The organism is Microbacterium testaceum StLB037 (assembly GCF_900104345.1).
In the GTDB taxonomy this organism is placed as follows: domain Bacteria; phylum Actinomycetota; class Actinomycetes; order Actinomycetales; family Microbacteriaceae; genus Microbacterium; species Microbacterium testaceum_A.
On record NZ_FNJN01000004.1, the window covers coordinates 364,902 to 390,208 of the forward strand.

Here is a 25,307-nt window from a genome sequence, read left to right on the forward strand (position 1 = left end):
GTGTTGATAAGAATTATTTTCCCACTGGGGCGTTTCGGGACGGACGAGTCGACGCGGGCGTGGGATGGGCTGCGACCGGCTGCGGGTTCGAGCTCTCGTCAGGGGGCATCAAGTCTTCTGCGGGACGCTGCTGGTGGCGCGTTGGTGCAGTCGGGTGCGTCGGGGGTGTCGTGGCTGCTCGGCGACGCGCGCGATGTGACGGCGACGGCGACGAGCGGGAGAGTGCTCGCCGACCTGGTGTCGTACGGCGACTTCGGCGGTGCGACATTCGCCACGTCAGGGTGGGATGCCGCGGTCGGCTACGACGGACAGCCGGGCCATGCCACCCTCGGTGTGGACGAGTACTTCGCGCGCTCCTACGACCCGGGGGTGGGGTCGTGGTCGGAGGCGGATTCATGGCGCGGTGACCTCGATGACCCGCAGTCGCTGAACCGGTACGCGTACGTGAAGAACTCGCCGGTGTCGTACGCGGATGCGTTCGGGTTTGCGCTGACGCGTGTGGGTGGCGGTTCGGGTTCGCGGCAGACGGCGTATCGGAGTGAGGCGCGGAACGAGGAGGTTCGGTTCCGCAACCGGGCGAATGCCGGGCGTTCGACGCTCGGGCAGCTTCCGGCACACACCTTGGGGATGTCGAGCGGGCGGTCCGGGGGGCCTTCGTCAAAGCGGACCGTGAGTCCGCCGCGCTCGCGTTCCGGTAAACGACTCGCGAGCCGCTCTTCGCGGAGATTGAAGTTCCCCGTCCGTGCAAGAGATTAGAGGTGGATACAAAGCGGGTGATCCGGTGCCTTGGAATACCAATCTGTGGCGGGATGCAAAGACATTGTTGTTGTACCCGGTGTCGTCTTCCGAGGAGAGGACGCTGCTCGTAGTTGGTACCTACACGCTACGCCCGACGGGGGTGCGCCAAGTCGGGGAGGGAAAGGTGCAAGTGACCTGGGTAGCCGAGAACTACTTGACTTTGGGCTCACCATTTAGGGGGATTGGCGACTTGGAATGGTGGAACGGCCTCGTGGAAGAAACAGGCCCATTCTCGCAGGCCGAGCAGGAATTTACGTGGACCGAGGGAATGAAATGGTTGGAGTCTCGCGGCTTGCTGTCAGATCCGTCGCGTGGGTAATCGTCTCGGTAATGGGGATCCTGATTCTTTGGGCACTGGCCGTCCCCTGGAGTCAGGTGGTGCCGGTGGAGCGTGATGTCGACGGCTTGTGGCGCTACCTTGACTCCTCTGGCCACAAGGTGAACATGCAACTGCAGGCCAACTCAACTGCCGAATTATCTGGATGGCCGGATAGTGTTGGGTGCGGCGGTCCACTTCAGGCACCGGAACGTCTACTCGAAGATGTCGATTGGCGGGCTACTTCCGTGTTCCGGGGCGAGTGGATGTTGAGGTCCGACTTCGAAGGGCTTTCGCTCCACATGGTCTCATCGTCACCTGAAACCTGCCGCATTGACATCCCTTTGCGCATGCAGCGAAACATTTTCACCGGCGAGGAGCGAATGCTCTTTTTTGCTTCTGGGTACGACGAACCATTCCTCGATCGCGTATTCACCTTTGATCGTCTGGGCGATGGAGATTGAGCAGTGGCTCGGTCGCCCGAATTTCGACGACCAAGTCGATGTCTGAACTATTTCGAACTCGAAGCTGGATTGAGGGAGGGGAACTATGACCAAATTTATCGAAAGAAATGAAATGCGGAAAGAACGGGTCTGAACGCGTACACCGCCTGCCGTCCCTGCAACGGGTCCAAGGGTGAGCGAGATTTTCCGGTAAGTCTGCCTCCTGAATACTGTGATTGATGGCCACCGATTCATTGGAGGGACTAGCTTAAAATATTTGACCCAGTTGTTTCCCATTGTCGTGTGTTGGATTTTTCGGGGAGACGAGGTGAAGACCACGCCTCATCATCATGGGAGGCCAGATCGAGTGGAACGCGATTGGATTCTTTGCCGTGGACTTAGCTACACGTGAGCAAGCGTTGTGTGCGTGGGGTCTACTCGAGCAAGACGAGAAGCGAAATGAGATAAGTCATGAGGTTTGCTGCTACCCCTACAACGACATGTAACGGGGAGGCGAAATCGACGAGGGTCAACGGTTGCAAGCCGTCGCTTCGGACTGCGTGTGCTCGACACCGCGGCCTCCGGTTCTGACGGTCGCTCCACCCTCCGCACATACGACGGAGAAAGGTCAGAGGTGAAAGACGCATCACGATCGGCAGCAGGTCCATCAGCGGCGGCACTCAGAGCTCAACTACGCTCCGGCTTTCCCTCCGAGCTCGGAGAAGAAGTCGAAGCGACGGCGCGGAGGATGACCGTCAGCATGAGCTATGGCATCCATGTCGACAACAGGCCCGGCCCAGTGCTCATCGCCGGTGAGAAACTTCTGCTGCCCAAAAGACACGGCTTCATTCCGCGGCGTCGGTTTCTCGGCCTCAGTGCGAGGGGAGCGCGGGCAGAGACCCGCTCGACGATCTGCGCCGCCATCGCTTCTCACTCTACGAACGGTTTCGTGAGGCAGGCGTCCGTGGGGCCGCTCGCGAAGTCCGGCGCGCTCTGGACGATTCCGTACATCGTCGACCTGGCGTCCGACTACGTCATCGAGATTCTCGCGGAGCTGGACGCGAGTATGCACCTCGTCGACCGCGACAACCTCCGTCGCTACGTCGCCGACAATCCCGCTCATCTCGCCTTGACGGAGGCGCGGATCCGCAGTTACTGGAACGAGTACTACCGCACGACATCACGGGAGCGCGCACTGGACTCGTATCCCGAGTTTCGGATCCTGCGGGCCCTCTCCGATCTCTGAAGGGGAACCGAACCACGCTCCGGACCCCGGCGCGGCGCCGACGGCGAGGCGGCGCGTTGCTCCCCTAGCCGCTCGGCATCCAATCAACAACCCCGGGGGAGCCCTGCCACGTCATTCCTAGCGTGAAGACGTGCCTCTCACTCCTCCCGCCCCGTCCCGTCCCCTGCGCGACTACGCCGCGATCGGCGACGGACGCACCGTGGCCCTCATCGGGCTCGACGGGGGAGTGGACTGGCTTCCGCTGCCGAACATCCACTCGCGGCCGGTGTTCGCGCGTCTCGTCGACGAGTCCGCGGGGGGCTGTATCCAGCTGGCTCCGGTCGAGGAGTACGAGGTCACCCGCCGGTACATCCCGCGCACGAACGTCCTCGAGACCACCTTCACCACGGCCTCCGGGGTCGCGACGTTGACGGACGCCATGGTGACCGGGATCGCCGGCCGACTGCCCTGGGCAGAGCTCGCCCGCCGCGTCGACGGCGTGAAGGGCGAGGTCGAGTTCGCGTGGTGCGTGCAGCCCGGCACCATGCTGCGCTCCGCCGCCCCCTGGACAGAGCGCATCGACGGCTTCTCGATCATGCGCATCGGCCACGTGTCGCTGGCAGTGACGGGTCACGAGCACGGTCTTCACGGTGATCCGGATGCCGAGAACGAGAGCATCGACGGCGGTTTCACGACCGAGAAGGGGTCGCGGCACCTCCTCGTGATCGCGGCCACCGAGGGGGAGCCCCTGCGCATCCCCGACGCGAAGAACGTCGACCGCGGCATCGATCGCACCATCGGCGGCTGGAAGATGTGGTCGGACGAATTCTCGTACGACGGACCCTGGGCCGACGACGTCCAACGCAGCGCCCTCGCCCTGAAGCTCCTGCTGTTCAGCCCGACCGGTGCGATCGCGGCCGCGGCGACGACGTCGCTGCCCGAGAACCCGCGCGGCGGCAAGAACTGGGACTACCGCTACGCCTGGGTGCGCGACCTCGCCTACACCGCGCACGCCTGGGTCGGTTTCGGCCTGCGCGAAGAGACGCACGCCGCGATCTCGTGGCTGCTGCGCACGATCCGCAAGAACGGTCCCGAGGTGCAGGTCATGTACACCCTCGACGGCGATGCCGAGATCGGGCTCGAGAAGCACCAGGTGCCGGGGTGGAACGGCAACCAGCCGGTCGTCACCGGCAACCCCGCCCAGGGCCAGCTGCAGCTCGGCGTCTACGGCGATCTCATCGCCCTCTGCCGCACCTACGTCGAGGCCGGCAACCGCCTCGACATCCAGACCGGGCGACTGCTCGCCGACGTCGCCGACCGCACGTGCGACCTGTGGCGCCGCGAGGACTCGGGGATGTGGGAGCTGCCGGAACTGCGGCACTACACCTCGTCGAAGATGGGCTGCTGGAAGGCCCTCGACGATGCGCAGTGGCTCGCCGAGGGCGGGCACATCCCCGACAACGGCGACCGCTGGCGTGCCGAGCGTGACCGCATCCATCACTGGGTCGACGAGCACTGCTGGTCGGAGGAGCTCCAGGCGTACACCCTCGCCCCGGGCAGCGAAGACCTCGACGCATCCGTCCTCTTGCACGCTCCCACCGGCTTCGACCGGGGTCAGCGGATGTCGAAAACGGTGGATGCCATCACCGAGCGTCTCACCACGGAGAACCACCTCGTCTACCGCTACACCGGCATGGACCAGGAGGAGCAGACCTTCGTCGCGTGCGCCTTCTGGCGGGCGACCGCCCTGGCCTGCGTCGGCCGTCACGCCGAGGCCATCGAGGCGATGGACACCCTCGTCGCCCAGGGCAACGACGTCGGGATCTACTCCGAGATGATCGCCGAGGCCGACGGTGCGTTCTGGGGCAACCTTCCGCAGGCCCTGAGTCACCTCGCCCTCATCAACGCCGCGCTCGTCATCCGCGAGGTCGTCGACGACGCCGAACTCGGCGACCGCTGAACCTCCGCCGGGGCCCCTCGCTCCGGCATCCATCCCCCACGAAAGGACTCGCCATGAGCACGCAGTACACGTTCACCGACCCGTCGAAGCTGTACGCCGACATCGACCCGCAGTCGCAGGACCAGAAGGAGCCCGGCCTCGACGCCGAGCTGACGCCCAAGGCCGAGTTGGGTGAGGACACCTACGTCGGCACCGAGCGCCTCAAGGGCCGCAAGGCCCTGATCACGGGCGCCGACTCGGGCATCGGTGCCGCCACCGCGATCGCCTTCGCCCGTGAGGGCGCCTCGGTCGCCATGTCGTACCTGCCGCAGGAGAAGGAGGATGCCGATCGCATCGCCGGGATCCTCCGCGAGGCGGGCGCCACCGTCGTGCAGATCCCCGGCGACCTGCGCGAGCGCGACTACGCGCGCACGCTGGTGAAGGAAGCGGTCGAGGGCCTCGGCGGCCTCGACATCGTCGTGAACAACGGCGGCAAGCAGATCTTCAACGAGGACGTCACGACCCTGACCGACGAGCAGTTCGACGACACGTTCAAGACCAACGTCTACGCGATGTTCTGGATCTGCAAAGAGGCCGTACCGTACCTGCAGCCCGGCTCGACGATCATCAACACGACCTCGATCCAGGCGTACTCGCCGGCGCCGATCCTCGTGGACTACGCCTCGACGAAGGCGACGATCAACACCTTCACCAAGGCGCTCGGCCAGCAGCTCGCGCCGAAGGGCATCCGCGTGAACGCGGTGGCGCCCGGCCCCATCTGGACGCCGCTGCAGGTCACCGACGGCCAGCCCGACGAGAAGGTCGACGAGTTCGGCGAAGAGACGCCTCTCGGCCGCATGGGTCAGCCCGCCGAACTCGCCCCGGCGTACGTGTACCTCGCCTCGGCCGAATCCAGCTACGTCATCGGCGAGACGCTCAACGTCAACGGCGGCATGCCCACGCCGTAAGCCTCACGCCGCGAAGGCCGTCGTCCCGATCGGGGCGGCGGCCTTCGCGGCATCCGGAATCTCCGTCAGTCACTGAGCGGCTTGCGATAGAAGATCTCGCCGTCGGCGGTCTCTTCGGAGCGGTGGTAGCCCTCGCGCTCGTACAGGCGCTGGTTGGCCTCGCTCAGGCCGCCGGTGAACAGCTCCGCCTCGGTGGCTCCGGCCTCACGCCCCCGCTCCTCGACGGCGGCGAGCAGCAGGGTCCCGAGGCCCTCGCCCTGCTGATCCGGGGCGATGGCCAGGCGGCCGATGAGCAACAGCTCACCGTCGCGGCGCGCGCGCACCGCTCCGACGATGCGGTGGTCCGTGACGGCGACGCACCCCAGGTTCTCCACCAGCTCGGCGCGCAGCTCCTCGAGGGTCTGCGTGAGCGGGGGCATGTCGGGATCGCCATAGATGAGGGCTTCGCTCGCAAAGGCGGCACGCTGGATCGTCAGCACCTCGCCGGCGTCGTCGGTGTCGATGGGGCGGATGGTGGGCGAGTCGGCCATCGGGATCCTTTCGGGGTTTCTCGGAGGGTGAGGTTAACTATCATGGGCAGTGCTGCCGTGTCTTTCGGGCGTTCGGCCGCCCCGCACATGAACGACTTCTTCAACGAGCGCGTCCACACCGACGACATCGCCGCCACCGACGCCTGGCTGCGTTCGCAGTACGGTCACGTCGATCTGCAGGCCGACGATGCGGCGTACTCCGAGCACTCGGTCGGCGACGGGTCCTTCGCCCTGCGGCGCCTCGAATGGCGCGCTCGGGTCGACGTCGCCCACGAGTCCGACCGGTTCTACATCTGCTCGTCCACGCCGGGGTACGCGTGGCGGATCGGGCAGGAGCAGGGGGAGTACAGCATCGAACCCGGCATCCTGCAGCCGGGTGACGACCTGATCGCCCGAGCCGACCACACCCGCGTGGACGTCGTGGCCTTCGACGCCGAGTGGCTCACCCGGACGGCGCGAACCGTCTACGGCGATGAGACGCTGCGCGTCCGCTTCGCCGCGGCCGGTCCCGTCTCGCGGCGACTGCGCGACTACTGGCTGGCGACGCAGCAGTGGGCCCTCACGCAGATTCCCGTGATGTCGGAGCCCCTCGTGCGCGCCCACCTCGGCCGAACGCTCGCGGTGGCCGCGCTGGAGGCGTTCGCGCTCGTGGGCGACCCGCGCGAGAGACGCGCGTCGGCCCTCGAGCAGGCGTCGATCTACTCGAGTGCCGCGGCGTGGATCGACGATCACGCCTCGCTCCCGGTCACGATCGACGACGCCGCGCGGGCGGCGGGGACGTCGGTGTCGGGACTGAGACGCGCCTTCGCCGCCAACGGCCAGATCTCGGCGACCCCCGAGGGCTACCTCGGGCTCGCGCGCCTCAGCGCCGCGCACGCCGACCTCGTCGAGGCCGACCCCGCGACGACCACTGTCGAGGCGACGGCCGCGCGATGGGGTTTCGCCGACGCCGCGTCGTTCGTCGCCGCGTACCGGGCGGTGTACCGCACGGACCCCGAGACGACGCTCCGCCGCTGAGGGCTCAGCGATCGCGGTCGGTGTACTCGCCGGGGTCGTCGAGGTTCTCGCGCGACTCGTGCCCGCCGGACTGCTCGACGTCGGTGTAGGCGCCGGCGTCGTCGGTGCGGGGCCGTGATTCGCTGCCATCGGCGTTCTCGCGGTCGACGTATTCGCCGGGGAGGTCGGCGCTCCCGCGATCGGCGGTGCCGTCCGGCAGCTGCACATCCGTGTACTCGCCCTCACCGGGACCGGTGCCGTGTCCTGAGTCGTGTCCGTTGACGTCGCGCTCGGTCATTGCCGCCTCCTGAGATCGTTGATGACCCCGACGCTAGACCTCGCATGCCGAGCCCGCCGCGGTCTTGACACGCGGCATCCCGTCATCCGCTCTCCGTGTCAAGGAGGCTGAGCGTTCGCCCGGTCACGCGGACAATGGGTCCATGCCAGCTCTCGCCATCATCCTCGTCATCGTGGGCCTCGTGCTCCTGTTCTTCGGCATCTTCGTCGAGGCCGTGAAATTCCTGCTCTGGATCGGCCTCATCATCCTGATCGTGGGAATCATCGCGGCCGTCCTGCGCTTCGTCCGGCGGAAGGTTTGACCACCGCCGGCGCGCGACCCGACGACCGACGCCCCTGACCGACGATCGCATTGGGCAGGGGCGTCGTGCGTACGCGCGTCAGGCCGCGAAGAGGTCGCGCGCCCGGGCGGGGCGCACCGCGGCGACGGCGTCGAGAGCCGGGCCTATCTCGGGGTACCCGAACGCGAATCCCGCCTCCGTCAGCTTGCGGGGAACCGCCCACCGGCTCTTGAGGACGAGTTCGGGCTCGTTCCGCAGGACGGCCATCGCCGGATCGAGCATCCACCGGAAGGCGGGGAGTCCGAAGGGCGCCCGGGCGACGCGGCGAAGCTCGCGCATGAGGGTGCGGTTGTCGGTGACGCCGGGGGCGGAGAGGTTGACGGGCCCGTCGAGGTCGTCTCGATCGCGGATGAAGCGGACGGATGCCACGACATCGTCGATGTGGATCCAGCTGAAGCGCTGACGGCCCGAGGTCCGGTACCACCCCGACAGGACGGGGCCGGTCGGGTGAGCGCCGATGCCGCGGTAGCGGCGGTGCGGGAACCACCAGCTGTCGATCTGCGTCCCGCCGAGTCCGAGCCGTGGCAGGGCCAACAGCACCCGCGTCGCGGGCCCGTCGCCGAACACGATGGCCATGCGCAGAGCCACACGGCGTGTGCGGGGGAGCTCTCCCGTGAAGAGCGCGCGCTCCCACGCGGTAGCCACGTCGACCGAGAAGCCGTCGCCGACGACGCCGTCGATCTCGTCGTTGCCGTGCGCCATCTCGTGGCGGTAGATCGTCGCGGTCGACGCGTTCATCCAGACGCGGGGAGGGTGCTGCGCCCCGGCGACGGCGTCGTGCAGCTCTCGGGTGGTGTCGACCCGGGAGCGGAGGATCTCGTCGCGGTTCGCGTCGGTGTACCGGCAGGACACGATCTTTCCGGCGAGGTTGATCAGCACGTCGGCGCCATCGACCAGCCGGGCGATCCCCGGGGCATCGCCCCAGACCGCGTCCCCGGAGCGTCCGACCGTGGCGACCTCGTAGCCGTCGGCGCGGAAGGCGCCCGTGAGAGCGTGACCGACGAAGCCGCTCGCGCCGGCGATCACGACACGGGGTGGGGTCACGGCATCCTCCTGGGCACGGTGGGTTCAGCCTAGGGGTCGTCGCGGTGCCCCGATGCGCCGGGCAGGATGGGTCCGTGACCGCCGATGCCCACTGGATCCCCGTGCCGACGAACGTGGCGTACGACGCCCTGAACCCCGGTGCGCCGGGGACCCTGGCGTTCGCGGCCGCGAACGGCTGGCAGCACCACCCGCTCGTCACCGTGCAGCCCCTGCCCGGGGTGGTGTTCCGGGATGCCGCGGGGCGGTCGCGCTTCACCCAGCGCGCGGGAGACGTCGTGCGCCTCCCCGGCTCTGCGGGGCTCGAGGTCGGCAACAGCGCGTACACGTACTCGGTGCAGATGAACCAGATGAGCGCGGAGTGGGGCTACGCGGCCGTGCGTCTGCCGCGAGCGACCCCCGGTCTCGTCGTCGAGACGCGCAGCGCGCGGGCGGTCCGGCCCCTTCCCGCGTTGCCCGGCCTCGCCCCGCGGTCCGTCTCGGCCCAACCCGAACGGGCCGCCCTGCACGTCGCGCCCGAGAACGCGGAGTGGGCGCAGGCGGTCGTCACCGCAGGAATCGTCGACCTCCTCGATCAGGACGGACTGCCGCTCGATCTCGAGATCGCCGAGGGGTGGTTGTTCCTCTACCGCCCCGGGCGTCTGTCGGTGCCCGACCCGTTGGTGTGGCGGCGGGTGTTCGGGATCCTCGATGCGCTGGACGTCTCGCTGAGCGCTGCGGCCGGGAGCCTCCCGGGGCCGGGGCCGTTTGCGGCGCTCCCGATGCGGGAGCAGGTGGCCCAGACCACTCGGCACGCGACGGCGACCTACTTCGCGGTCGTCGGTGGTCTCTTCGTCGTCCTGGCCGGCGGGGCGTATCTCGTGTTCGGGCGGTGACGCCTCAGCACCCGTCCGACGCGCGAGCGCTCGCCTGACATGATGAATCCCATGCGACGACAGGCCAGGGCGACACGCGTCCGTCGCGGCGGTGCTGCGGCATCCGTCGCCACGTTCGTCGCCCTGCTCTCGCACGTCAGCGGCGGGGGAGAGGTCCCCGGTGTGTTCGGCGTCGTCGTCCCGCTCGCCCTGTCGTTCGTGGTGTGCACGGCGCTGGCCGGCCGCCGCCTCTCGACGTGGCGCCTCGCGGTGGCCGTCGCGGTCAGTCAGGTGCTCTTCCACTCGCTCTTCGTCCTCGGCAGCTACGACCTCGCCGCGGCGGCGCACGTCCACGGTTCGGCCCTGCCGGTTCTGACGGGCGGGTCGGCCCTGCCGGCGATGACCCCGGATGCCGCGATGTGGCTGGGCCATGCCGTGGCAGCCCTCGCCACGACGGTCGCCCTCCACCGGGGCGAGCGGACCCTCGTGGCCCTGCGCGTGCTCGCGGAGCGAAGCGTCGCCTGGCTCCGCGCCCGGGTCCGGGTCCTGGCAGGTCTGCCAACGGCACCGTCGGTGCGCCGCACGGCGGCCGTCGTGGTCGCCGCGGTGCGGCCCACCTCGGCTCTGGTCGTCTCGGCCGCGCAGCGGCGCGGTCCGCCTCTCGCGGCATCCTGAGTCCCGCTCCGCCCGTCGCCGAGATGGCGGAGCGGTCGACCGCCGCGTCGGGCCTCGCCTCGACGGCGGCGCGATCGTCGGCGTGCCCTGCCGCGCCCGCCCCCCTCTTCTCCGCCCGCACACCGACCCTCGCCTCGAGGGGGCGATGCCGGGCGATCACCCACGAGCGCGTTCGCGCTCGGAAAGCGATTCCCGATGTTCCCCTGTCCTCTCCACCCCGTCGCCGCCCCCGCGTCGGCGCGGATTTCCACCCCGACGCCCACGCTGAGCGCCGCATGACCGCCGCCGGTTCCGGCCCGGCCGTGGCATCCCCTCCCGAGCCCTCCCCGAGGGCCGCTTCTCGGGGGTGGTTCACCGCCCTCCTCCGACGCCTGCACTTCTTCGCGGGGCTGCTCGTGGGGCCGTTCCTGCTCGTCGCAGCCCTGAGCGGCGCGCTGTACGCGATCACCCCCACCCTCGAGAACGTCCTGTACCCGCACGAGCTCACCGCGGAATCGACCGCGCCCGCCGTTCCGCTGGCCGATCAGGTGCGAGCGGCCGAGAGCTACGTCGGGAGCGGGGCGACCCCCGTCGCCGTCCGACCGGCTCCCGAGCCGGGGGCCACCACGCGCGTGATGTTCGCCGACGACACCCTGCCCGAGAGCACGACGCGAGCGATCTTCGTCGATCCCGCCACCACGGCGATCCGCGGCGACCTCCCCGCGTACGGGACGAGCGGGGCCCTCCCGCTCCGGCACTGGATCAGCGATCTGCACCGCTCGCTGCATCTCGGCGATGTCGGACGCTGGTACAGCGAGCTCGCGGCATCCTGGCTCGGGATCGTCGCTCTCGCGGGGCTCGGACTGTGGATCGGGCGCTTCGTGCGCAGCCGTCGCGGGCGTCGCGATCTGCTGCGACCGAATCGCCGGCACACGGGGTACCGGCGCCTGTCGGGCTGGCACTCCGCGGTCGGGATCTGGGTCGTCGTCGGGGCCCTGTTCTTCTCGGCGACCGGCATCACGTGGTCGACGTTCGCGGGCGCCCACGTCTCCGACCTGCGGACCCTCGTCGGCGAGGGGACGCCCGCCCTCACGACCACCATCGACGGGGCGGCTCCGACCGGGGGCGAGCACTCGCACCACGGAGGACACTCGGCGACCGGGCCGGCCTCCGACCCGGCGACCTTCGACGCGGTCTGGGCCGTGGCGCGCGGGGTGAACGTGAACTCGGGCGACCTCGAGATCCGCCCGCCCGCGACCGAGGGGAAGGCCTGGGTGGTGCAGGAGATCCATCGCAGTTTCCCGACCGAGGTGGATGCCGTGGCGATCGACGCCTCGACCATGCGGGTGACCGACCGGGTCGACTTCGCCGACTTCCCGCTCCTGGCGAAGCTCTCGCGCTGGGGCGTCGACCTGCACATGGGGACGATGTTCGGCCTGGCGAACCAGCTCGTGCTGTTCCTGCTCGCGGTCGGCATCGCCGCGCTCGTCGTGCTCGGCTACGCGATGTGGTGGAAGCGCCGCCCGACCGGGGGTACCGCCGCGGCGCCGGCCCGCGGAGTGCTGCGTCACGCGCCCTGGTGGGGGACCGGGGCGGTCGTCGTCGCGGCGGTCGCGATCGGTCTCGTTCTGCCGCTGGTCGGCTACACCCTCGCGGTGTTCGTGGTGATCGACGCGGTCCTCGGGTGGCGGGGACGAAGATCCGCCGCACGAGGGAGGTGACGAGGGGGCGGCGTGCGTAGCGTGGGAATCCCCCCCCGGAAGGATTCACCGTGACACTCGCCCGTCGCCTCGCCGCCGCCCTCTCATTCGTCGCCGTCGCGGCGCTCACCGCCTGCGCGAGCGCCGCGCCGGAGACGCGCTCGAGCCCCGCGGCATCCGTCGACATCCCCCATACCCCGGTCGGGGAGCGGGTGACGTGGATCATCGACATCCTGGAGCGCGAGGCCGACACCACGGCGGGGGAGTGGTCGCGCGTGCTGCACGAGAACTTCCTCGCTCAGGTCCCGGCGGAGCAGGTCGCCGAGCTCGTCAATCGGCAACTGCGTCCCGCCGCCCCCTTCACCGTGACGGCGTACCAGGGCACCGAGACGCAGGCCGTGGCCACGCTCGCCGGCGCGCTGGGCGACCCCTTCGACCTGTCGCTCACGATCGACGGGGCGAGCCGCATCACGGGGATGGTGTTCGGCCCGGTGGCGAAGCCGTGGACGCCGTCGACCTCTCTCGGCGAGGTGGAACAGCGTCTGGCCGCGCTCCCAGGTCAGGTCAGCGCCCTCGTGCTCCGCGGAGACGAAGAAGCCCTCGCCCTCGACCCCGATCGGTCGGCGCCGCTGGCCTCGGTCTTCAAGCTCTACGTCCTTCTCGCGGTATCGGATGCCGTCGCCTCGGGCGACCTGACGTGGGACGAGACCCTCGTGCTCCGCGACGTCGACCGCAGCCTGCCGTCCGGTGAGCTGCAGGACGCCCCCACCGGGACGGAGGTGTCGGTGCGCGACGCGGCCTCGGCGATGATCCGCATCAGCGACAACACCGCCACCGACCTGCTCATCACGCGCCTCGGTCGCGAGCGGGTGGAGGCGGCGGTCGTGCGATCGGGGCACAACGACCCAGCGTCGCTGTCGCCGTTCCTCTCGACGAAGGAGCTGTTCACGCTCGGCTGGGGCGACCCCGCGGTGCGCGCCGAGTGGGCGGGGGCCGACGAGGCCGGACGACGCGCCCTGCTCGACCGGATCGCCGCGGCGCCCCTGGCGGTCGACGGGGCCGCGGTCACGACGGCGCAGTGGCAGGACGGGTTCGACTGGTTCGCCGCCGCACGGGACGTCGCCGCCGTGCATCGCTCGCTGCAGCAGACGCAGGATGCCGAGGTGCTCGGCATCCTGAGCGAGAACCCCGGGCAGGGCCTCGACGTGGGGTCGTGGCCGTACGTCGCCTTCAAGGGCGGGTCGAGCCGCGGCGTGCTGAGCGGCAGCTGGTTCGTGCGTGACGACGCGACGGAGGCGACGGTGGTGCTGCTGATGGCGGACGAGGACCCGCAGGCCGTCGCCGGCGCGATGAGCGACTTCTTCCACCTCGCCGAGGACGCTCTGCGTCTCGCCCACTGACCGCGTGGCCGCCCTCCGCCCCGACACGGGACCGAGGGCGGCGACGCTCCCGGTCAGGCGTCGTCGGGATCGGGCAGGTTCTGCGCGATCTTGCTGGAGGCGGCGGAGTCGCGGCCGACACCGGGCTGGAACGCCGCGATGGGGTCGTCGTCGTCGACGTGCGGCTCACCGCCGTCGGCGGCCGGGGCCGGGGAGGCGGGGGTGCGGCTCGTGCCGTCGTCAGGCTCGCGGTCGGAGCGACCGGTGTCCTCGGTGTGGCGCGACGTCGAGCCGCCCTCGCCGCGGGCGTCGTCGGTTCCGCGCTCGGTCAGGCCGTCAGCGGCGCGCGTGCCGACACCGGGGAGGTCGTTCTGGCTGGAGATGCCCTGGAGGCGTGCTTCGTCGTCCGGATCGATGCGGGCGGCGTCCACGGCACCCGAGTCCGCGCCGGCGGCGCCGGCGGGCACGTCGGCGGCGAGGCCGTCGGATTCGGGGACGAGGTTCTCTTCGTCGGCTCCGGGGAGTCGGTCGGCGGGAGTGTCCATGGTGTTCCTTCCGTGGGTGTGCCGCCACGCTAGGTGCGTCCGGGTCGCGAGGGGCCGGGGTTGCGCTCGCGCGGATGGCGGTGACTCGGTGGACGCATGCCGGCCCGGGCGTCGGAGGGGCTGGCTAGGCTCGAACCACGCTTCGAAAGGAAACCGCAATGCAGCAGCGCCCTCTCTCCCGTACCGGCCGTCAGGTCTCGGCGATCGGTCTCGGAACCTGGCAGCTCGGCGCCGATTGGGGCGACGTGTCCGAAGACGACGCGCGCGCCGTCCTGGCCGCCTCGGCCGACGCCGGCGTCACTCTCTTCGACACGGCCGACGTCTACGGCGACGGCCGGTCGGAGCAGATCATCGGAAAGTTCCTGAAGGGACGGGATGCCGATGACATCACCGTCGCGACCAAGATGGGGCGCCGCGAAGACCAGGTGCCCGAGAACTACGTCATGGAGAACTTCCGCGTCTGGCTCGATCGCTCGCGGCGCCTGCTCGACACCGAGACGCTCGACCTGGTGCAGCTGCACTGTCCGCCGTCGGCGGTCATCGACGACGACGCGACGTGGGACGCCCTCGACCAGCTGGTGTCGGAGGGCGTGATCGCCGCCTACGGCGCCTCGGTCGAGACGATGGACCAGGCCCTGTCGGCGCTTCGACGCCCGAACCTGACGAACCTGCAGATCATCTTCAACCCGTTCCGGCTCAAGCCCCTCGACGAGGTTCTCCCGCTCGCGGCCGAGAAGAACGTCGCGGTCTTCGCCCGCGTACCGCTCGCCAGCGGCCTGCTGTCGGGCAAATACACGCGCTCCACGACGTTCGATGAGAACGACCACCGCACCTACAACCGCAACGGCGAGGCCTTCGACAAGGGCGAGACGTTCTCGGGCGTCCCCTTCGACGAGGGAGTGGCCGCGGTCGACGAGCTCAAGGCGTCGCTGCCCGAGGGGGTGACGCTTCCGGCCGCCACGCTGGCGTGGATCGCGTCGCGCGAGGGGATCACCTCGGTGATCCCGGGTGCCCGTTCCACCGATCAGGCGGCTTCGAACGCTCGCGCGGCGGACCTCCTCGACGGCGGGTTCGACGTCGAGGCCTTCGACGCGCTCGTGCGCGAGGTGTACGACCGACGACTGCGGGCGGAGATCCACCCCCAGTGGTGAGCCGCTCATGACGAAAGCCGGGCCCGTCCTCACGGACGGGCCCGGCTTCTCTCATCGGTCGACGTCAGCTGACGTCGCCGCGCCAGGCGCCGGACTCGGCACCGCGCGACTCGATGTACTTCTTGAAGTTCTCGAGGTCCTTCTTCACGGAGTGATCGTCGGCGCCGAAGGCGGCACCGAGCTTCTCGAGAACGCCGGAGGGCGCCCAGTCGATCTGGACCGTGACGCGCGTCTCGTCGTCGGACAGGCGGTGGAAGGTGACGACGCCGGCGTGGTTCTCGTCGCCGCCCACGCTGTTCCACGCGACGCGCTCGTCGGGGTGCTGCTCGGTGATCTCGGCGTCGAACTCGCGCTCGGCACCGGCGATCTTGACCTTCCAGTGCGTGAGGGTCTCGTTCTTCTGCGTGATCGACTCCACGAAGCTCATGAAGTGGGGGAACTCCTCGAACTGCGTCCACTGGTTGTACGCGACGCGGACGGGAACGTTGACGTCGACGGTTTCGATGACCTGTGCCATGGTGTCCTCTTTTCGTGTGGTTTCCGGGGCTGCCCCCAGTCTTCGTTCGCCGCCGGTCTCGAGGCCCGGGGGTTGAGGGATCGCGCCTCGTGGCCTATACGCGGGAGGGCGGCGGTCAGGCGCGGCCGCGCAGGATGAGGTGCCAGTAGACCCACGGTAGGATGCGTCGATCCGCGAGCCACGACAGTCGCCGCTCGCGGTAGAGCGAGCGCCAGAACGGCACCGTCGGCTGCAGTCGGCCCCTCCGGTCGAATTCTGCGAACACGACGGTGCCGCGCGAGACGGTGAAGGGGACGACGCTGTAACCGTTGTATTTCGCGGAGGGCGTACGCCCCGCCATCGCGGCCTTCATGTTCTTCACGAGCGCCTTCGCCTGCTGTCTGATCGCCCCTCCCGAGCGTCGGGTCGCGACGGTCGCTGCGTCGCCCACGGCCCAGATCTGCGGGTGGCGCACGTGCTGGAAGGTCTCGGGATCCACATCGACGAAGCCATGCGGATCGTCGGATGCCGCCAGCCCGCTGCCCGCGATCCACTCCGGCGCCCGCTGCGGGGGGACCGCGTGCAGGACGTCGTACGCCATCGTCTCCTCGGTGTCGCCCCGGCCGATGACGAGCGTGCGGGAGTCGGCATCCACCCGTCGAAGATCCTGGCTGTACCGCACCTCGATGCCGTACTCGTCGAGCTTGCGGCGAAGCTCGTCGTCGATCGCCGGGACCCCGAAGGGGACGGGGTCGGGGCAGACGAACACGACGCGGATGTCGTCGCGCACCCCGATCGCCCGCCACCAGTCGCACGCGAGGTACATGGGCTTCTGCGCGGCCGCTCCGCAGGAGGCGGGTTCGGGTGGCTGCGTGAAGACGACCGTCCCGGAGCGCAGGTCGCGCAGCACGGGGGAGGCCTTCGCGGCGAGCCGGTAGTCGTAGTTCGAGATTCCGGTGGGGGCGGTCATGGCCTCGGGGAGACCGGGGATCTGTTCCCAGGCCATGCGCATTCCCGCACAGACGACGAGCTGGTCGTAGTCGATCCGCCCGCCCGAGACGAGGTGCACGCGCCGGGCGTCGGCATCCACCGTGAAGGCCTCATCGCGCAGCCACCGCACCCCCGGAGGGATGACGTCGGCCTGCGGCCGCGCGGCTTCGGACGCGCGCGCGGCGCCTCCGGCGATGTGCGATTGGAGAGGGGCGAAGACGTGGGTCGTGCGCGGCTCGATCACGGTGATCTCGCCGAGGCGCGCGCGGTGCAGGCGCCCGGCGACGGACAGGCCGGCGTTTCCGCCGCCGATCACGACGATGCGCGGGGAGTCGGTCATGGGGGATCCTCTCGTCTCCCTCACGGTGGGGCCTCGAGCGGCTTACGGCCAGCGCCTTGACACCCGCGGTCCGCGGCCGATGTGTCAGGCGAAGGACTCCGGTGGGGCGGCGTCTTCGGCGGGCTCGGGCACGACGTAGAGCCCGGTGGGCGAGTTCGCCGTCGACATGAGGGCCTCGAGCCACGCGCGGTTCAGGGTCGGCGGGCGTCCTCCGTTGAACTTGAAGACCAGGTTCGAGCGCGGGTGGACCCACACCGAGGTGCGGCCGCCTCCCGTGCTGATGTCGTCCTTCCACACGAAGTAGAACGGTTCGCCCCGTCGCAGCTTGTTGCCGACGACGACCTGCAGGTGTGCGAGGAGACGGTCTTCGAATTCGTTGCGAACGCCGCTCTCGTAGATGAACTTGCCCAACGTGGTCCTCTCGCGGGCACCGTGCCCGCTCCGCTTTTCACTGTGCATTCGCTGTGTGCGATCGGGCACGGCCCGGCACGCCGCGCGCAACGACGAGACCGAAGGCGTTACGGCGTCAGAACATGCGCGCGACCTGCGCGGGGTTCTGCCCGTAGTGCTCGCGGTGATAGCGCGCGAAGCGCGAGGCGCTCGAGAAGCCCCAGCGCCGGGCCACCTCGGCGACCGATACCGGGACGCCCGCGCGCAACTCCTCGTGCGCGCCGACGACGCGGACCAGGCGCAGATACTCCATCGGCGTCGTGTCGAGCGCGCGGCGGAACGCGTGCTGGAGTCCGCGGGAGGAGATCCCGGATGCCACGGCGATGTCCTCGAGCGTGAGGGGTTCCTTCGCGTGCGCCTCGATGTGGGCGATCGCGCGGCGCACGGTGCGCGGGGCGGCCCTGCGCTGGTGCGAGCGTTGCAGGGCGTCGACGTAGGGGGTGTGGAACGTCGACAGGGTCGTCAGGAGCGCGTGACGCTGCAACTCGGCCGAGAGGATCGGGTCGTCGTGCGCGGCCTCGAGCGAGGCGGAGACGTGAGCGAAGCTGCGCTCCCACTGCGTCGCGGCGGCGCGGTCGCGTGCGGCCGGGTTGAGGCGCCGCAACACGAGGCGGTCGTCGCCCGAGACGATGCGAGCGAGGCGCTCGGCGTCGCTGCGATCGAACACCAGAGCGCGCACGCGGGCGGCTCCGCTCCAGTGCGCTACCGCGCCTCCGTCGGCCGCCAGCCACGGGCGGCGCGGATCGAGCGAGCGCCCCTCGGCCTCGACGCGGATGTCGTCGCCGATCATCCGGCACGCCATGATCTGCTCGTCCATCCGGACGGAAGAGTGGACAGAGGCAGCCAGCTCGTAGGCCACGACCGAGAACCCGGGGAGTTCGACGGAGTTCCACGAGAACGACACCCGCTGCGGGTCCACGCGCTCCAGTCGTGCGCTCGGCACGAAGCGCTGCCAGACGCGCTCCACGTCGTCGATCCCGTGCGAGCGGACCGTCAGCCTGTCAGCCATGGTGTTCCTTCCGCCGCGGCGAGGGGCGGCATCCCGTCTCTTCCCCGTACGAAGGCGGGGACGTGCGTGTCAAGGGGCGGGGTCGCGGGCGGTGCGCCCCGTTTGATGAGGGGACCGCTGATCCCGGCGGTGACGTGCGTCCCACGAAAGGACCCCCCATGAGCGACGCTTCGATCGACCCGACCCCCGACGCGACGACCCCGGCCGCCGACGTGGGTATCGCGGGCGTGCAGCCCCTGCGCGACGGCGACACCTCCATCGAGCCCGACCCGACGCTCGACCCCGCGCAGGCGGAGTGGGACGCCACGACGGCCCTCGACGAGGGCGCCGACCCCGACGACATCAACCCGGCGACCGCGACGGGCGCCGACCCGGCGGAGATCCCCGCCGATGACAGCGACATCCCGCTCGAGGACATCCACCCCGAGTCCACCGGCACCGACTCCCAGGGCATGGACCCGGGCGTGGTCGAACTCGGCGAAGAAGGCCAGGGCGATCTCGCTCCCGAAGACCTCTGACCCACCTTCGAATGCCCCGGGCCCGTTCGCGACGCCCGGGGCTTCGCTGTGTCCCTCGCGCACGCGGCGACGGACGGGCGGGGCACTGCGGCACTCTCCGATCGCGCGGGCGCAAAGGCCAGACCCTTGACAAGCGACGTCGTCATCGCGCCCAGGCGCGCGAAAGGGGCGGCCCCGCAGGACCGCCCCTCGAGGTCGCGCCGTTACTGCTCGATCAGCTGAGGCGTGCTCTCGTGCGCCTCGATGACGCCGTCGCGCTCGTCGGTCGAGACGGCGATGCGGCGGGGCTTCGCCTTCTCGCTGACGGGGATCGTCACGCTCAGCACGCCGTTGCGGTACGACGCGCTGATGCCGTCGGTGTCGATGCCCTGGCCGAGGTTGAGCTGGCGGACGAACGACGCCGTCTCGCGCTCACGCGTGATCCACTTGACGCCCTCACCCGAGCCGAGGGTGCGCTCGGCGCGAATGGTGAGCAGCTGGCCGTCGACGTCGATGTCGACCGAGCCGGGGTCGACACCGGGCAGGTCTGCGGCCAGCACGTAGTGGTCGCCGTCGCGGTAGAGATCCATCGGCATCCGTCGCGGACCACCGCCGCGGCGGGCGTCGAGGAGCGTCGACGCGAGGCGGTCGAGGTCGCGGAAGGGGTCGTAGGTGGCCATGGTCGTTCTCCTTTTCGATCGGTCGGGACTCGGCATCCCGGATGTTCTGTGAAGTTGAGTCAATACGGCTCAACTGCATTCAGATTAGCACTCACCCCATGAGAGTGCCAAGACTCGGGCGCGCCATTGTGGCCCACGCCGCGGCGCCCCACAACCCCCGCGCGTGAAGGGCGGAAACAGACGTTTCGTAGCCCTCACGCGCCACCGGTCACCCGGCCATCCCCCCGGCGCCGTGAGGAGAGACATGTACTTCCACCGGCAAGAACTGCAGCACTCCGCCACCCCCGACAAGCCCGACGCGGTCTACGCCCGCAAACTCCAGGAGGTGCTCGGCGGGCAGTACGGCGAGATCTCCGTCGCGATGCAGTACCAGTTCCAGGCCTGGAACATGCACATGCCCGGCAAGTACCGCGACCTGGTGTTCGGCATCGGCGCGGAGGAGATGGGCCACGTCGAGATGCTCGCGATCATGATCGCCCAGCTGCTTGAGAAGTCGCCGCTCGGCATCACCGAGGAGGCCGTGCAAGACGACCCGACCGTGGCGGCCGTGATCGGCGGCACCGACATCCAGCACGGGATCGTCGCGGGCGCCGGCGCGCGCCCCGTCGATTCCAACGGCAACCCGTGGCAGGGGAGCTTCATCACCGCGAGCGGCAATCTGCTCGCCGACTTCACCGCGAACGCGAACGCCGAGATGCAGGGCCGTGTGCAGGTCGCGCGGCTCTATCACCAGACCGACGACCACGGCGTGAAGGATCTGCTCGCGTTCCTGCTGGCGCGCGACACGATGCACCAGAACCAGTGGGCAGCGGCCGCCGCCGAGTTGCAGGCCGAGGGCTACGAGAAGCTCCCCGTGCCCAGCAACTTCCCTCTCGACAAGGAGGACCGCGACGTGGCGTACCAGTACATCAACTTCAGCGACGGTGCCCAGGCCGGCGACGGCACGTGGGCCTCGGGCCCGACCCCCGACGGCAAGGGCGAGTTCACCTACCTGCCCGAGCCCCCCGCTGGCGTGCCCATGCCCCCGCCCACCAAGCCCGACGTGCGGTTCTACGGGACGACCGAGCTGCCGAACACGGTCGAGAAGCTCGCCGGGCGCGCGCAGGACGCGCTGCACAAGGAATGAGCGGGACGGATGCCGCGACGCCGGGGCCCTCGACGGTCTCGGCGCCGCGGAGCGGGGCGAGCTTCCCCGCGATGCGAGCGGCCAAGGTGCCCCGGGCGATCGTGGCGGGGCCGTACGGGCACCCGTTCCACCCGGTGGCGGTGACCATCCCTATCGGGGCCTGGTCGTCGAGCCTGGTGTTCGATCTGCTCGGCCTGGCCGCCGACGATCCGCGTGGATTCGCGCAGGGCTCGCGCTGGCTCATCGCCATCGGGCTCGGGGGAGCCGTGGGCGCCTCGGTGCTCGGGCTGCTCGACATGTCGCGCATCCCGAAGGGCACCCCCGCTCACCGCACGGCGCTCGCGCATCTCGTGCTGAACGTCACGGCGATGGTCCTGTTCTCGATCGGGCTGGTCGTGCGACTGCTCGACCTCGGGCGCGTGCCGGTGGTGGCGTTCCTGCTCAGCGCGATCGCCGCGGCGGGCCTGAGCGTCTCGGGCTGGCTCGGCGGCAAGCTCGCGTACCGCTGGGGCGTCCGCGTCGCCGACGAGAACACGCAGCGAGAGGGCTTCGAGACCGCAGCCTGAAGCTGTCCACGGGACCCCGGATGCCACATGGCCTCCGGGGTCCTTCCCGGTCTGGTCAGCGCGGGCGGCGAAGCGGGATGCGCGACCAGCCCCCGCTCACCGCGCCGGGGTCGTGCTGCGGGGTGAGCACCGCTCCGGTGGTCGCTGCGGCGGGGCGACGGCGCAGCCCCAGGGCATGCTGCAGCGCACGGATGAAGCGGTCGTACGCGCGCGGAGCGAAGAACTGCAGGGGGCGGGTCACGAACTGCGCGGCTCCCACCCCGACCTCGTGTCGGGGTCCGCGCGCCACCCGCACGATGGCCCGGGCGACGCGGTCGGCCGACACCACCGGCGGGAGCGGGAAGGGCGTGCGCCCCGTCGAGTTGGCGGCGCGCTGGTAGATGGGCGTGTCGATGCTCGCCGGGAGCACGATCTTCACCCGGATGCCGCGATGCGCGAGCATCTCCTGCCGCAGCGACCGCGTGAACCCGAGCAGTCCGTGCTTGGCGGCGACGTAGGACGAGACGTACGGGCCCGCCACCTGCGCGTACAGGGAGCCGACGAAGACGATCGTGCCTCGGCCCGCCGCGCGGAAATGGGGGATGACCGCGCGGGCCGCGCGCATGTGCCCGGTGAGGTTCGTCTCGATGACGCGGTCGCGCACCTCGTCGGGGGTGTCCTCGACCGAGCCGTACGAGAAGACGGAGGCGGAGGCGACCCACACGTCGATCCGCCCGAACCGCATCAGAGCGAGGTCCACAGCGCGCCGGGGGCCATCGGCGCGGGCGAGGTCGATCGACGCCGTCTGCACCTCGGCGCCGCGGGCTCGGCACTCCGCCGCGGCCGACGCGAGCGCCTCATCGTCTCGGGCCACCAGCACGAGACGCGCCCCCGCTCGGGCGAAGCGCAATGCGGTGGCGCGGCCGATCCCGCGGGATCCTCCGGTGATGACGACGACCTGGGGCATCGGGGCTCCTCGAGGCTTGTGCGGAACGCTGCTGCCCCGGCTCTCGCGACGGTAGGCGGCGACGGGTCGGATGCCGCGGGGGTTGACGGACGGCGGCAGCCACCGGCGCGTGCACGACGGCGGGCCGCGCGGTCGACACGCCGTCCCCGGATGCCGGTCCGCGGCGCGTCGTGAAAGATCTCCGCCGCTATGCACGACGGAGGCCGGCGAACCGCCGCCGCGCGGTAGCGTCGGACGCGTGACGGATAGCGTGACCCCGAGGTCGCCCCTGCGGGCCCTGTGGGGCGCGACCCACCCCGGGCCCACGCTCGTCGTGACCGTCCTGTCGCTCGCCCTCGGCATCGCGGCGGGCGTCGAGCCGTGGCGCCTCGCGGTGCTGGTCGCCGCGGTCTTCGCCGGTCAGGTCTCGGTCGGTCTCTCGAACGACGCGATCGACGGTGCCCGCGACGCCGCGGTCGGACGCACCGACAAGCCCATCGCCGGGGGAGCGGTCACCCCGGAGCGCGCGCTCGCGGTGGCCGTGGCATCCGCGATCCTCGCCGTCGTGCTGTCGCTGCCGCTCGGACCAGGCCTCGTCGCTGCTCACGCCGTCGCTCTCGCCTCGGCCTGGGCCTATAACGCGGGGCTCAAGTCGACGCCCGTCTCGATTGCGCCCTTCGTGCTGAGCTTCGGACTCTTCCCCTCGTTCGCGACCCTGTCCCTTTCGCCGCCGATGCTCGCGGCGTGGTGGGCGTCGCTGGCGGGGGCGGCCCTCGGTGCCGCCGTCCACCTGACCAACGTCGTCCGCGATCTCGACGACGACCGCCGCACGGGGGTGCGGGGCCTGCCGCACCGACTGGGCGCGCGCCGTTCCGTGGTGCTCGCGGCGGTGGGGATCGCCGCCGGGGCGCTCGCCGTCTTCTTCGGGACGGATGCCACGGCCCTCAGCGTCGCCTTCTTCGTCGCCGTTCTCGCGCTCGCCGTCGGCGCCGCGGTGCTGGTGTTCGTGCGCCCTCCCGGGCGCGCGGTGTTCCAACTCACGATGCTCGCCGCCCTGGTGCTGGCCGCCCAGCTCGTGGCCGCCTGAGAGTCGGCCGATCGACGTCGCGGATGAGGCCGGTTGATCGTCGGCCGCGCCCAACGGCGGGCGCCGACCCCGGCACGCCGCGGCAACGGCGTCTTCGGCGGCGTGCCGCGCACGGCATCCGCCGCTGTGCACGTCTTCCCCCGGCCATGTCTTCCCCGCCCGGCGGCTCAGGTCCCGGGTGCCGCCCTGTCGAACCGCATCGCGTACGCCCGGGTGAACAGCGCCCCGCCCGGTCCACGCAGGCCCGCGCGCAGCGCCGCGGTACGCACCGCGTGCGCGACGGGGGCGGCGGCCCGACCGAGCAGGGTGTTGAGGAACGCCAGGCGCGCGGCGTGGCGGGCGGACGCGAGCCGGTCGCGCTCCCAACGGTCCAGGCCCGCCTCGTCGCCCGCGCGGACCCACGGGGCAAGCAGCGGCGCGAGGGTCAGCGCGTCGAGCAGTCCGAGGTTCATGCCCTGTCCGCCGATCGGGCTCACCTCGTGCGCGGCGTCGCCGACGACGATCACCCGGCCCCGACGCAGTGCGGGAGCCACCGCCCGCCGGACGGCGAAGGTCGAGGCGCCCGCGGTGTCGATCTCGAGCCCCGTGCGTCGAGCCACGGCGTCGTGGAGGAAGCCCGCGGCATCCGGAACCTCTTCCCGACCCGCCCAGGCGACGAGCCGTCGGCGCCCGCCGGGGAGGGGGAACGATTCGACCACGCCGTCGCGCTCGAGGTGCACGCGCGCGACCGGTCCGCCCGGCGCGGTGACGTCGGCCATGACGTAGCGGTCGGGGTAGTGGTGGGTGCGCACGGCCCCGTCGCGGTACACCAGCGAGCGTCCCGCCCATCCGGAGGCCACGACCACGACCTTCGCGCGCAGCTCGCCGCCGCTCGCGACCCCGACCTGCACGCCGTCGTCGTCCTGTCGCAGGGACTCCACGGTCACGCCGCGCCGCACCGGCGGGGCCAGGGCCGTCAGCACCTCGATCGTGTCGGATTGCGGCAGCGCCGCGACGTACGGATGCCGCGCCCGCAGGCGGTCGAAGCGGATCGCGGCGAGCAAGCGTCCGCCGGCCCGCGCCTCTCCGCGGGCGATCCGCTCCGCGCGGTCGAGGATCCCGTCCGTGGCGCCCGAGGCCTCGAGCAGGGCGAGGGCGGGGGAGTGGATGCCGATCGCCCGCGTTCCCGCGCCGACCTCGGTACGGCGCTCGACGAGGGCGACGTCGACGCCGCGCGCACGCAGGTCGGCGGCCAACGCCAGTCCCACGGGGCCGGCGCCGACGACGAGGACCTCAGTCATTCCCGGCCTCCCCGGGGGCGACCGCGAGCACCCGGAACGGCGCCGGGGTCTCCACGCGCCAGGGCGAGCCGAGAGCCGCGGCGAGTTCGGGCGCGCGATAGCTGCGGCGGATCGAACGGAGGCCGTCGACGCGCAGGAACGTGCCCGCCGACAGCGGCGCGATGCCGACGGTGTACAGGGCGTACGCCAGACGCCCGCGGGCGATGTCGGCGTGCAGGACGGTGCCGGTCGACAGGGCGAGCGAGTCACCGGTGAAGCTCGCCAGCGCCGCCGCGTCGAGGTGGTGCAGCACGTGGTTCGAGATGACGAGATCGAAACGCTCCCCGGCGGCGAGCAGGGCCGTCGAGTCCTGCGCGACGAAGCGCACCCCGGGGCGGCCGCGGTCGCGAGCGGCTGAGATCGCGCGGGGGTCCGGGTCGGCTCCGACGCACTCGACCGTGAAGCCGTCGCGCGCGGCCAAACCCGCCAGCCGCACGAGCACGTCCCCTCCACCGCACCCCAGGTCGAGGATGCGCGCGGGGCGACCGAGCGCGCGCAGCTCGGGGCGCACCCGCGTGCGGTAGACGTGCCCCCAGGCCGAGACCAGGCGGTTCACGAGGTCGAATCGGCGGTAGGTGGCCGCGAGCGCCCGGGGATCGCAGTCGGGGTCGTCCATCAGCTCGGTCAGCGCGACTTCGCGCTGAG

General features: G+C 70.6%; 28 protein-coding genes. 16 read left to right on the top strand and 12 right to left on the bottom strand.

The features are described 5' to 3' along the window. Nucleotides 1-237 precede the first annotated feature (237 nt). The 5 genes from BLS25_RS17285 to BLS25_RS10875 all read left to right on the top strand — a co-directional run bounded on the left by BLS25_RS17285 (nucleotide 238) and on the right by BLS25_RS10875 (nucleotide 5,689). A complete protein-coding gene (locus BLS25_RS17285; RefSeq protein WP_371129339.1) occupies nucleotides 238-756 on the top strand; it encodes an RHS repeat-associated core domain-containing protein in 519 nt (172 codons plus the stop codon). Nucleotides 757-1,128: 372 nt separating this feature from the next. Then, on the top strand, nucleotides 1,129-1,578 hold the full coding sequence (locus BLS25_RS16665; protein ID WP_143017910.1) for a hypothetical protein: 450 nt from the start codon (nucleotides 1,129-1,131) through the stop codon (nucleotides 1,576-1,578). Between the two features lie 727 nt (nucleotides 1,579-2,305). Next, a complete protein-coding gene (locus BLS25_RS16670; protein WP_143017911.1) occupies nucleotides 2,306-2,803 on the top strand; it encodes a hypothetical protein in 498 nt (165 codons plus the stop codon). A 130-nt stretch (nucleotides 2,804-2,933) separates the two neighbouring features. After that, on the top strand, nucleotides 2,934-4,742 hold the full coding sequence (locus BLS25_RS10870; protein ID WP_074695637.1) for a glycoside hydrolase family 15 protein: 1,809 nt from the start codon (nucleotides 2,934-2,936) through the stop codon (nucleotides 4,740-4,742). Nucleotides 4,743-4,795: 53 nt separating this feature from the next. Next, the gene (locus BLS25_RS10875; RefSeq protein WP_074695639.1) at nucleotides 4,796-5,689 is read left to right on the top strand and encodes an SDR family oxidoreductase; all 894 of its coding nucleotides are present in this window, start codon (nucleotides 4,796-4,798) and stop codon (nucleotides 5,687-5,689) included. 65 nt (nucleotides 5,690-5,754) lie between these two features. On the opposite strand, the gene BLS25_RS10880 is transcribed toward BLS25_RS10875, so the two are convergent. Further along, the gene (locus BLS25_RS10880; RefSeq protein WP_074695641.1) at nucleotides 5,755-6,219 is read right to left on the bottom strand and encodes a GNAT family N-acetyltransferase; all 465 of its coding nucleotides are present in this window, start codon (nucleotides 6,217-6,219) and stop codon (nucleotides 5,755-5,757) included. Nucleotides 6,220-6,261: 42 nt separating this feature from the next. On the opposite strand from BLS25_RS10880, the gene BLS25_RS10885 reads away from it, so the two are divergent. After that, on the top strand, nucleotides 6,262-7,236 hold the full coding sequence (locus BLS25_RS10885) for a helix-turn-helix domain-containing protein (RefSeq protein ID WP_074695642.1): 975 nt from the start codon (nucleotides 6,262-6,264) through the stop codon (nucleotides 7,234-7,236). 4 nt (nucleotides 7,237-7,240) lie between these two features. Here BLS25_RS10885 and BLS25_RS10890 read toward each other — a convergent pair whose 3' ends face one another. Next, nucleotides 7,241-7,513, bottom strand: coding sequence for a hypothetical protein (locus tag BLS25_RS10890; protein ID WP_074695644.1), 273 nt, complete (start codon nucleotides 7,511-7,513; stop codon nucleotides 7,241-7,243). Nucleotides 7,514-7,655: 142 nt separating this feature from the next. Here BLS25_RS10890 and BLS25_RS16945 point away from each other — a divergent pair, with 142 nt between their 5' ends. Continuing rightward, nucleotides 7,656-7,814 carry a hypothetical protein gene (locus BLS25_RS16945; RefSeq protein ID WP_176786354.1) on the top strand — a complete coding sequence of 53 codons (159 nt, stop codon included), beginning with the start codon at nucleotides 7,656-7,658 and terminating at the stop codon, nucleotides 7,812-7,814. 78 nt (nucleotides 7,815-7,892) lie between these two features. Here the strand turns inward: BLS25_RS16945 and BLS25_RS10895 are convergent, their stop codons facing one another. Beyond that, on the bottom strand, nucleotides 7,893-8,897 hold the full coding sequence (locus tag BLS25_RS10895) for an epimerase (protein WP_074695646.1): 1,005 nt from the start codon (nucleotides 8,895-8,897) through the stop codon (nucleotides 7,893-7,895). A 74-nt stretch (nucleotides 8,898-8,971) separates the two neighbouring features. Here BLS25_RS10895 and BLS25_RS10900 point away from each other — a divergent pair, with 74 nt between their 5' ends. The 4 genes from BLS25_RS10900 to BLS25_RS10915 all read left to right on the top strand — a co-directional run bounded on the left by BLS25_RS10900 (nucleotide 8,972) and on the right by BLS25_RS10915 (nucleotide 13,502). Further along, nucleotides 8,972-9,769, top strand: coding sequence for a hypothetical protein (locus BLS25_RS10900; RefSeq protein ID WP_074695648.1), 798 nt, complete (start codon nucleotides 8,972-8,974; stop codon nucleotides 9,767-9,769). Nucleotides 9,770-9,820: 51 nt separating this feature from the next. Next, on the top strand, nucleotides 9,821-10,423 hold the full coding sequence (locus BLS25_RS10905) for a hypothetical protein (RefSeq protein ID WP_056229721.1): 603 nt from the start codon (nucleotides 9,821-9,823) through the stop codon (nucleotides 10,421-10,423). A gap of 275 nt (nucleotides 10,424-10,698) precedes the next feature. Beyond that, nucleotides 10,699-12,123, top strand: a complete 1,425-nt coding sequence (locus BLS25_RS10910; RefSeq protein ID WP_074695650.1) for a PepSY-associated TM helix domain-containing protein — start codon at nucleotides 10,699-10,701, stop codon at nucleotides 12,121-12,123. A 50-nt stretch (nucleotides 12,124-12,173) separates the two neighbouring features. Continuing rightward, nucleotides 12,174-13,502 carry a Cpe/LpqF family protein gene (locus tag BLS25_RS10915; protein WP_056229711.1) on the top strand — a complete coding sequence of 443 codons (1,329 nt, stop codon included), beginning with the start codon at nucleotides 12,174-12,176 and terminating at the stop codon, nucleotides 13,500-13,502. A gap of 53 nt (nucleotides 13,503-13,555) precedes the next feature. Here BLS25_RS10915 and BLS25_RS10920 read toward each other — a convergent pair whose 3' ends face one another. Next, nucleotides 13,556-14,026 (bottom strand): hypothetical protein, encoded by a 471-nt coding sequence (locus BLS25_RS10920; protein WP_056229707.1) that lies wholly within the window; start codon nucleotides 14,024-14,026, stop codon nucleotides 13,556-13,558. A 158-nt stretch (nucleotides 14,027-14,184) separates the two neighbouring features. Between BLS25_RS10920 and BLS25_RS10925 the strand changes: the two genes are divergently transcribed. Further along, nucleotides 14,185-15,177 (top strand): aldo/keto reductase, encoded by a 993-nt coding sequence (locus BLS25_RS10925; RefSeq protein WP_056229702.1) that lies wholly within the window; start codon nucleotides 14,185-14,187, stop codon nucleotides 15,175-15,177. Between the two features lie 64 nt (nucleotides 15,178-15,241). Here BLS25_RS10925 and BLS25_RS10930 read toward each other — a convergent pair whose 3' ends face one another. From BLS25_RS10930 to BLS25_RS10945, 4 genes are all read right to left on the bottom strand, one after another. Continuing rightward, the gene (locus tag BLS25_RS10930) at nucleotides 15,242-15,694 is read right to left on the bottom strand and encodes an SRPBCC family protein (protein ID WP_056229698.1); all 453 of its coding nucleotides are present in this window, start codon (nucleotides 15,692-15,694) and stop codon (nucleotides 15,242-15,244) included. Between the two features lie 115 nt (nucleotides 15,695-15,809). Continuing rightward, the gene (locus BLS25_RS10935; protein ID WP_074695652.1) at nucleotides 15,810-17,003 is read right to left on the bottom strand and encodes an NAD(P)/FAD-dependent oxidoreductase; all 1,194 of its coding nucleotides are present in this window, start codon (nucleotides 17,001-17,003) and stop codon (nucleotides 15,810-15,812) included. Between the two features lie 84 nt (nucleotides 17,004-17,087). Beyond that, nucleotides 17,088-17,414, bottom strand: coding sequence for a DUF7882 family protein (locus tag BLS25_RS10940; protein WP_056229691.1), 327 nt, complete (start codon nucleotides 17,412-17,414; stop codon nucleotides 17,088-17,090). A 115-nt stretch (nucleotides 17,415-17,529) separates the two neighbouring features. Then, complete coding sequence (locus BLS25_RS10945) at nucleotides 17,530-18,462, bottom strand: helix-turn-helix transcriptional regulator (RefSeq protein WP_074695654.1); 933 nt, start codon at nucleotides 18,460-18,462, stop codon at nucleotides 17,530-17,532. A gap of 158 nt (nucleotides 18,463-18,620) precedes the next feature. Here BLS25_RS10945 and BLS25_RS10950 point away from each other — a divergent pair, with 158 nt between their 5' ends. Beyond that, the gene (locus BLS25_RS10950; protein ID WP_056229680.1) at nucleotides 18,621-18,980 is read left to right on the top strand and encodes a hypothetical protein; all 360 of its coding nucleotides are present in this window, start codon (nucleotides 18,621-18,623) and stop codon (nucleotides 18,978-18,980) included. A 203-nt stretch (nucleotides 18,981-19,183) separates the two neighbouring features. Here the strand turns inward: BLS25_RS10950 and BLS25_RS10955 are convergent, their stop codons facing one another. After that, nucleotides 19,184-19,639: an Hsp20/alpha crystallin family protein gene (locus BLS25_RS10955; RefSeq protein WP_056229676.1), complete on the bottom strand. Its 456-nt coding sequence runs from the start codon at nucleotides 19,637-19,639 to the stop codon at nucleotides 19,184-19,186. 244 nt (nucleotides 19,640-19,883) lie between these two features. Here BLS25_RS10955 and BLS25_RS10960 point away from each other — a divergent pair, with 244 nt between their 5' ends. Together BLS25_RS10960 and BLS25_RS10965 are read left to right on the top strand one after the other, a co-directional pair. Next, entirely contained in the window at nucleotides 19,884-20,765 is an 882-nt protein-coding gene (locus tag BLS25_RS10960) for a manganese catalase (RefSeq protein WP_056229673.1), read from the top strand. A gap of 71 nt (nucleotides 20,766-20,836) precedes the next feature. Further along, nucleotides 20,837-21,331 (top strand): DUF2231 domain-containing protein, encoded by a 495-nt coding sequence (locus BLS25_RS10965; protein ID WP_056229941.1) that lies wholly within the window; start codon nucleotides 20,837-20,839, stop codon nucleotides 21,329-21,331. A 55-nt stretch (nucleotides 21,332-21,386) separates the two neighbouring features. Here the strand turns inward: BLS25_RS10965 and BLS25_RS10970 are convergent, their stop codons facing one another. Continuing rightward, nucleotides 21,387-22,277 carry an SDR family NAD(P)-dependent oxidoreductase gene (locus tag BLS25_RS10970; protein WP_074695656.1) on the bottom strand — a complete coding sequence of 297 codons (891 nt, stop codon included), beginning with the start codon at nucleotides 22,275-22,277 and terminating at the stop codon, nucleotides 21,387-21,389. Between the two features lie 238 nt (nucleotides 22,278-22,515). Here BLS25_RS10970 and BLS25_RS10975 point away from each other — a divergent pair, with 238 nt between their 5' ends. Further along, nucleotides 22,516-23,343 carry a UbiA family prenyltransferase gene (locus BLS25_RS10975; protein ID WP_081349781.1) on the top strand — a complete coding sequence of 276 codons (828 nt, stop codon included), beginning with the start codon at nucleotides 22,516-22,518 and terminating at the stop codon, nucleotides 23,341-23,343. A 167-nt stretch (nucleotides 23,344-23,510) separates the two neighbouring features. On the opposite strand, the gene BLS25_RS10980 is transcribed toward BLS25_RS10975, so the two are convergent. After that, nucleotides 23,511-24,623: an FAD-dependent oxidoreductase gene (locus BLS25_RS10980; protein ID WP_074695658.1), complete on the bottom strand. Its 1,113-nt coding sequence runs from the start codon at nucleotides 24,621-24,623 to the stop codon at nucleotides 23,511-23,513. Further along, entirely contained in the window at nucleotides 24,616-25,278 is a 663-nt protein-coding gene (locus BLS25_RS10985; RefSeq protein ID WP_081349798.1) for a methyltransferase domain-containing protein, read from the bottom strand. Before BLS25_RS10985 ends, BLS25_RS10980 begins: the two co-directional genes overlap by 8 nt. Nucleotides 25,279-25,307 lie beyond the last annotated feature (29 nt).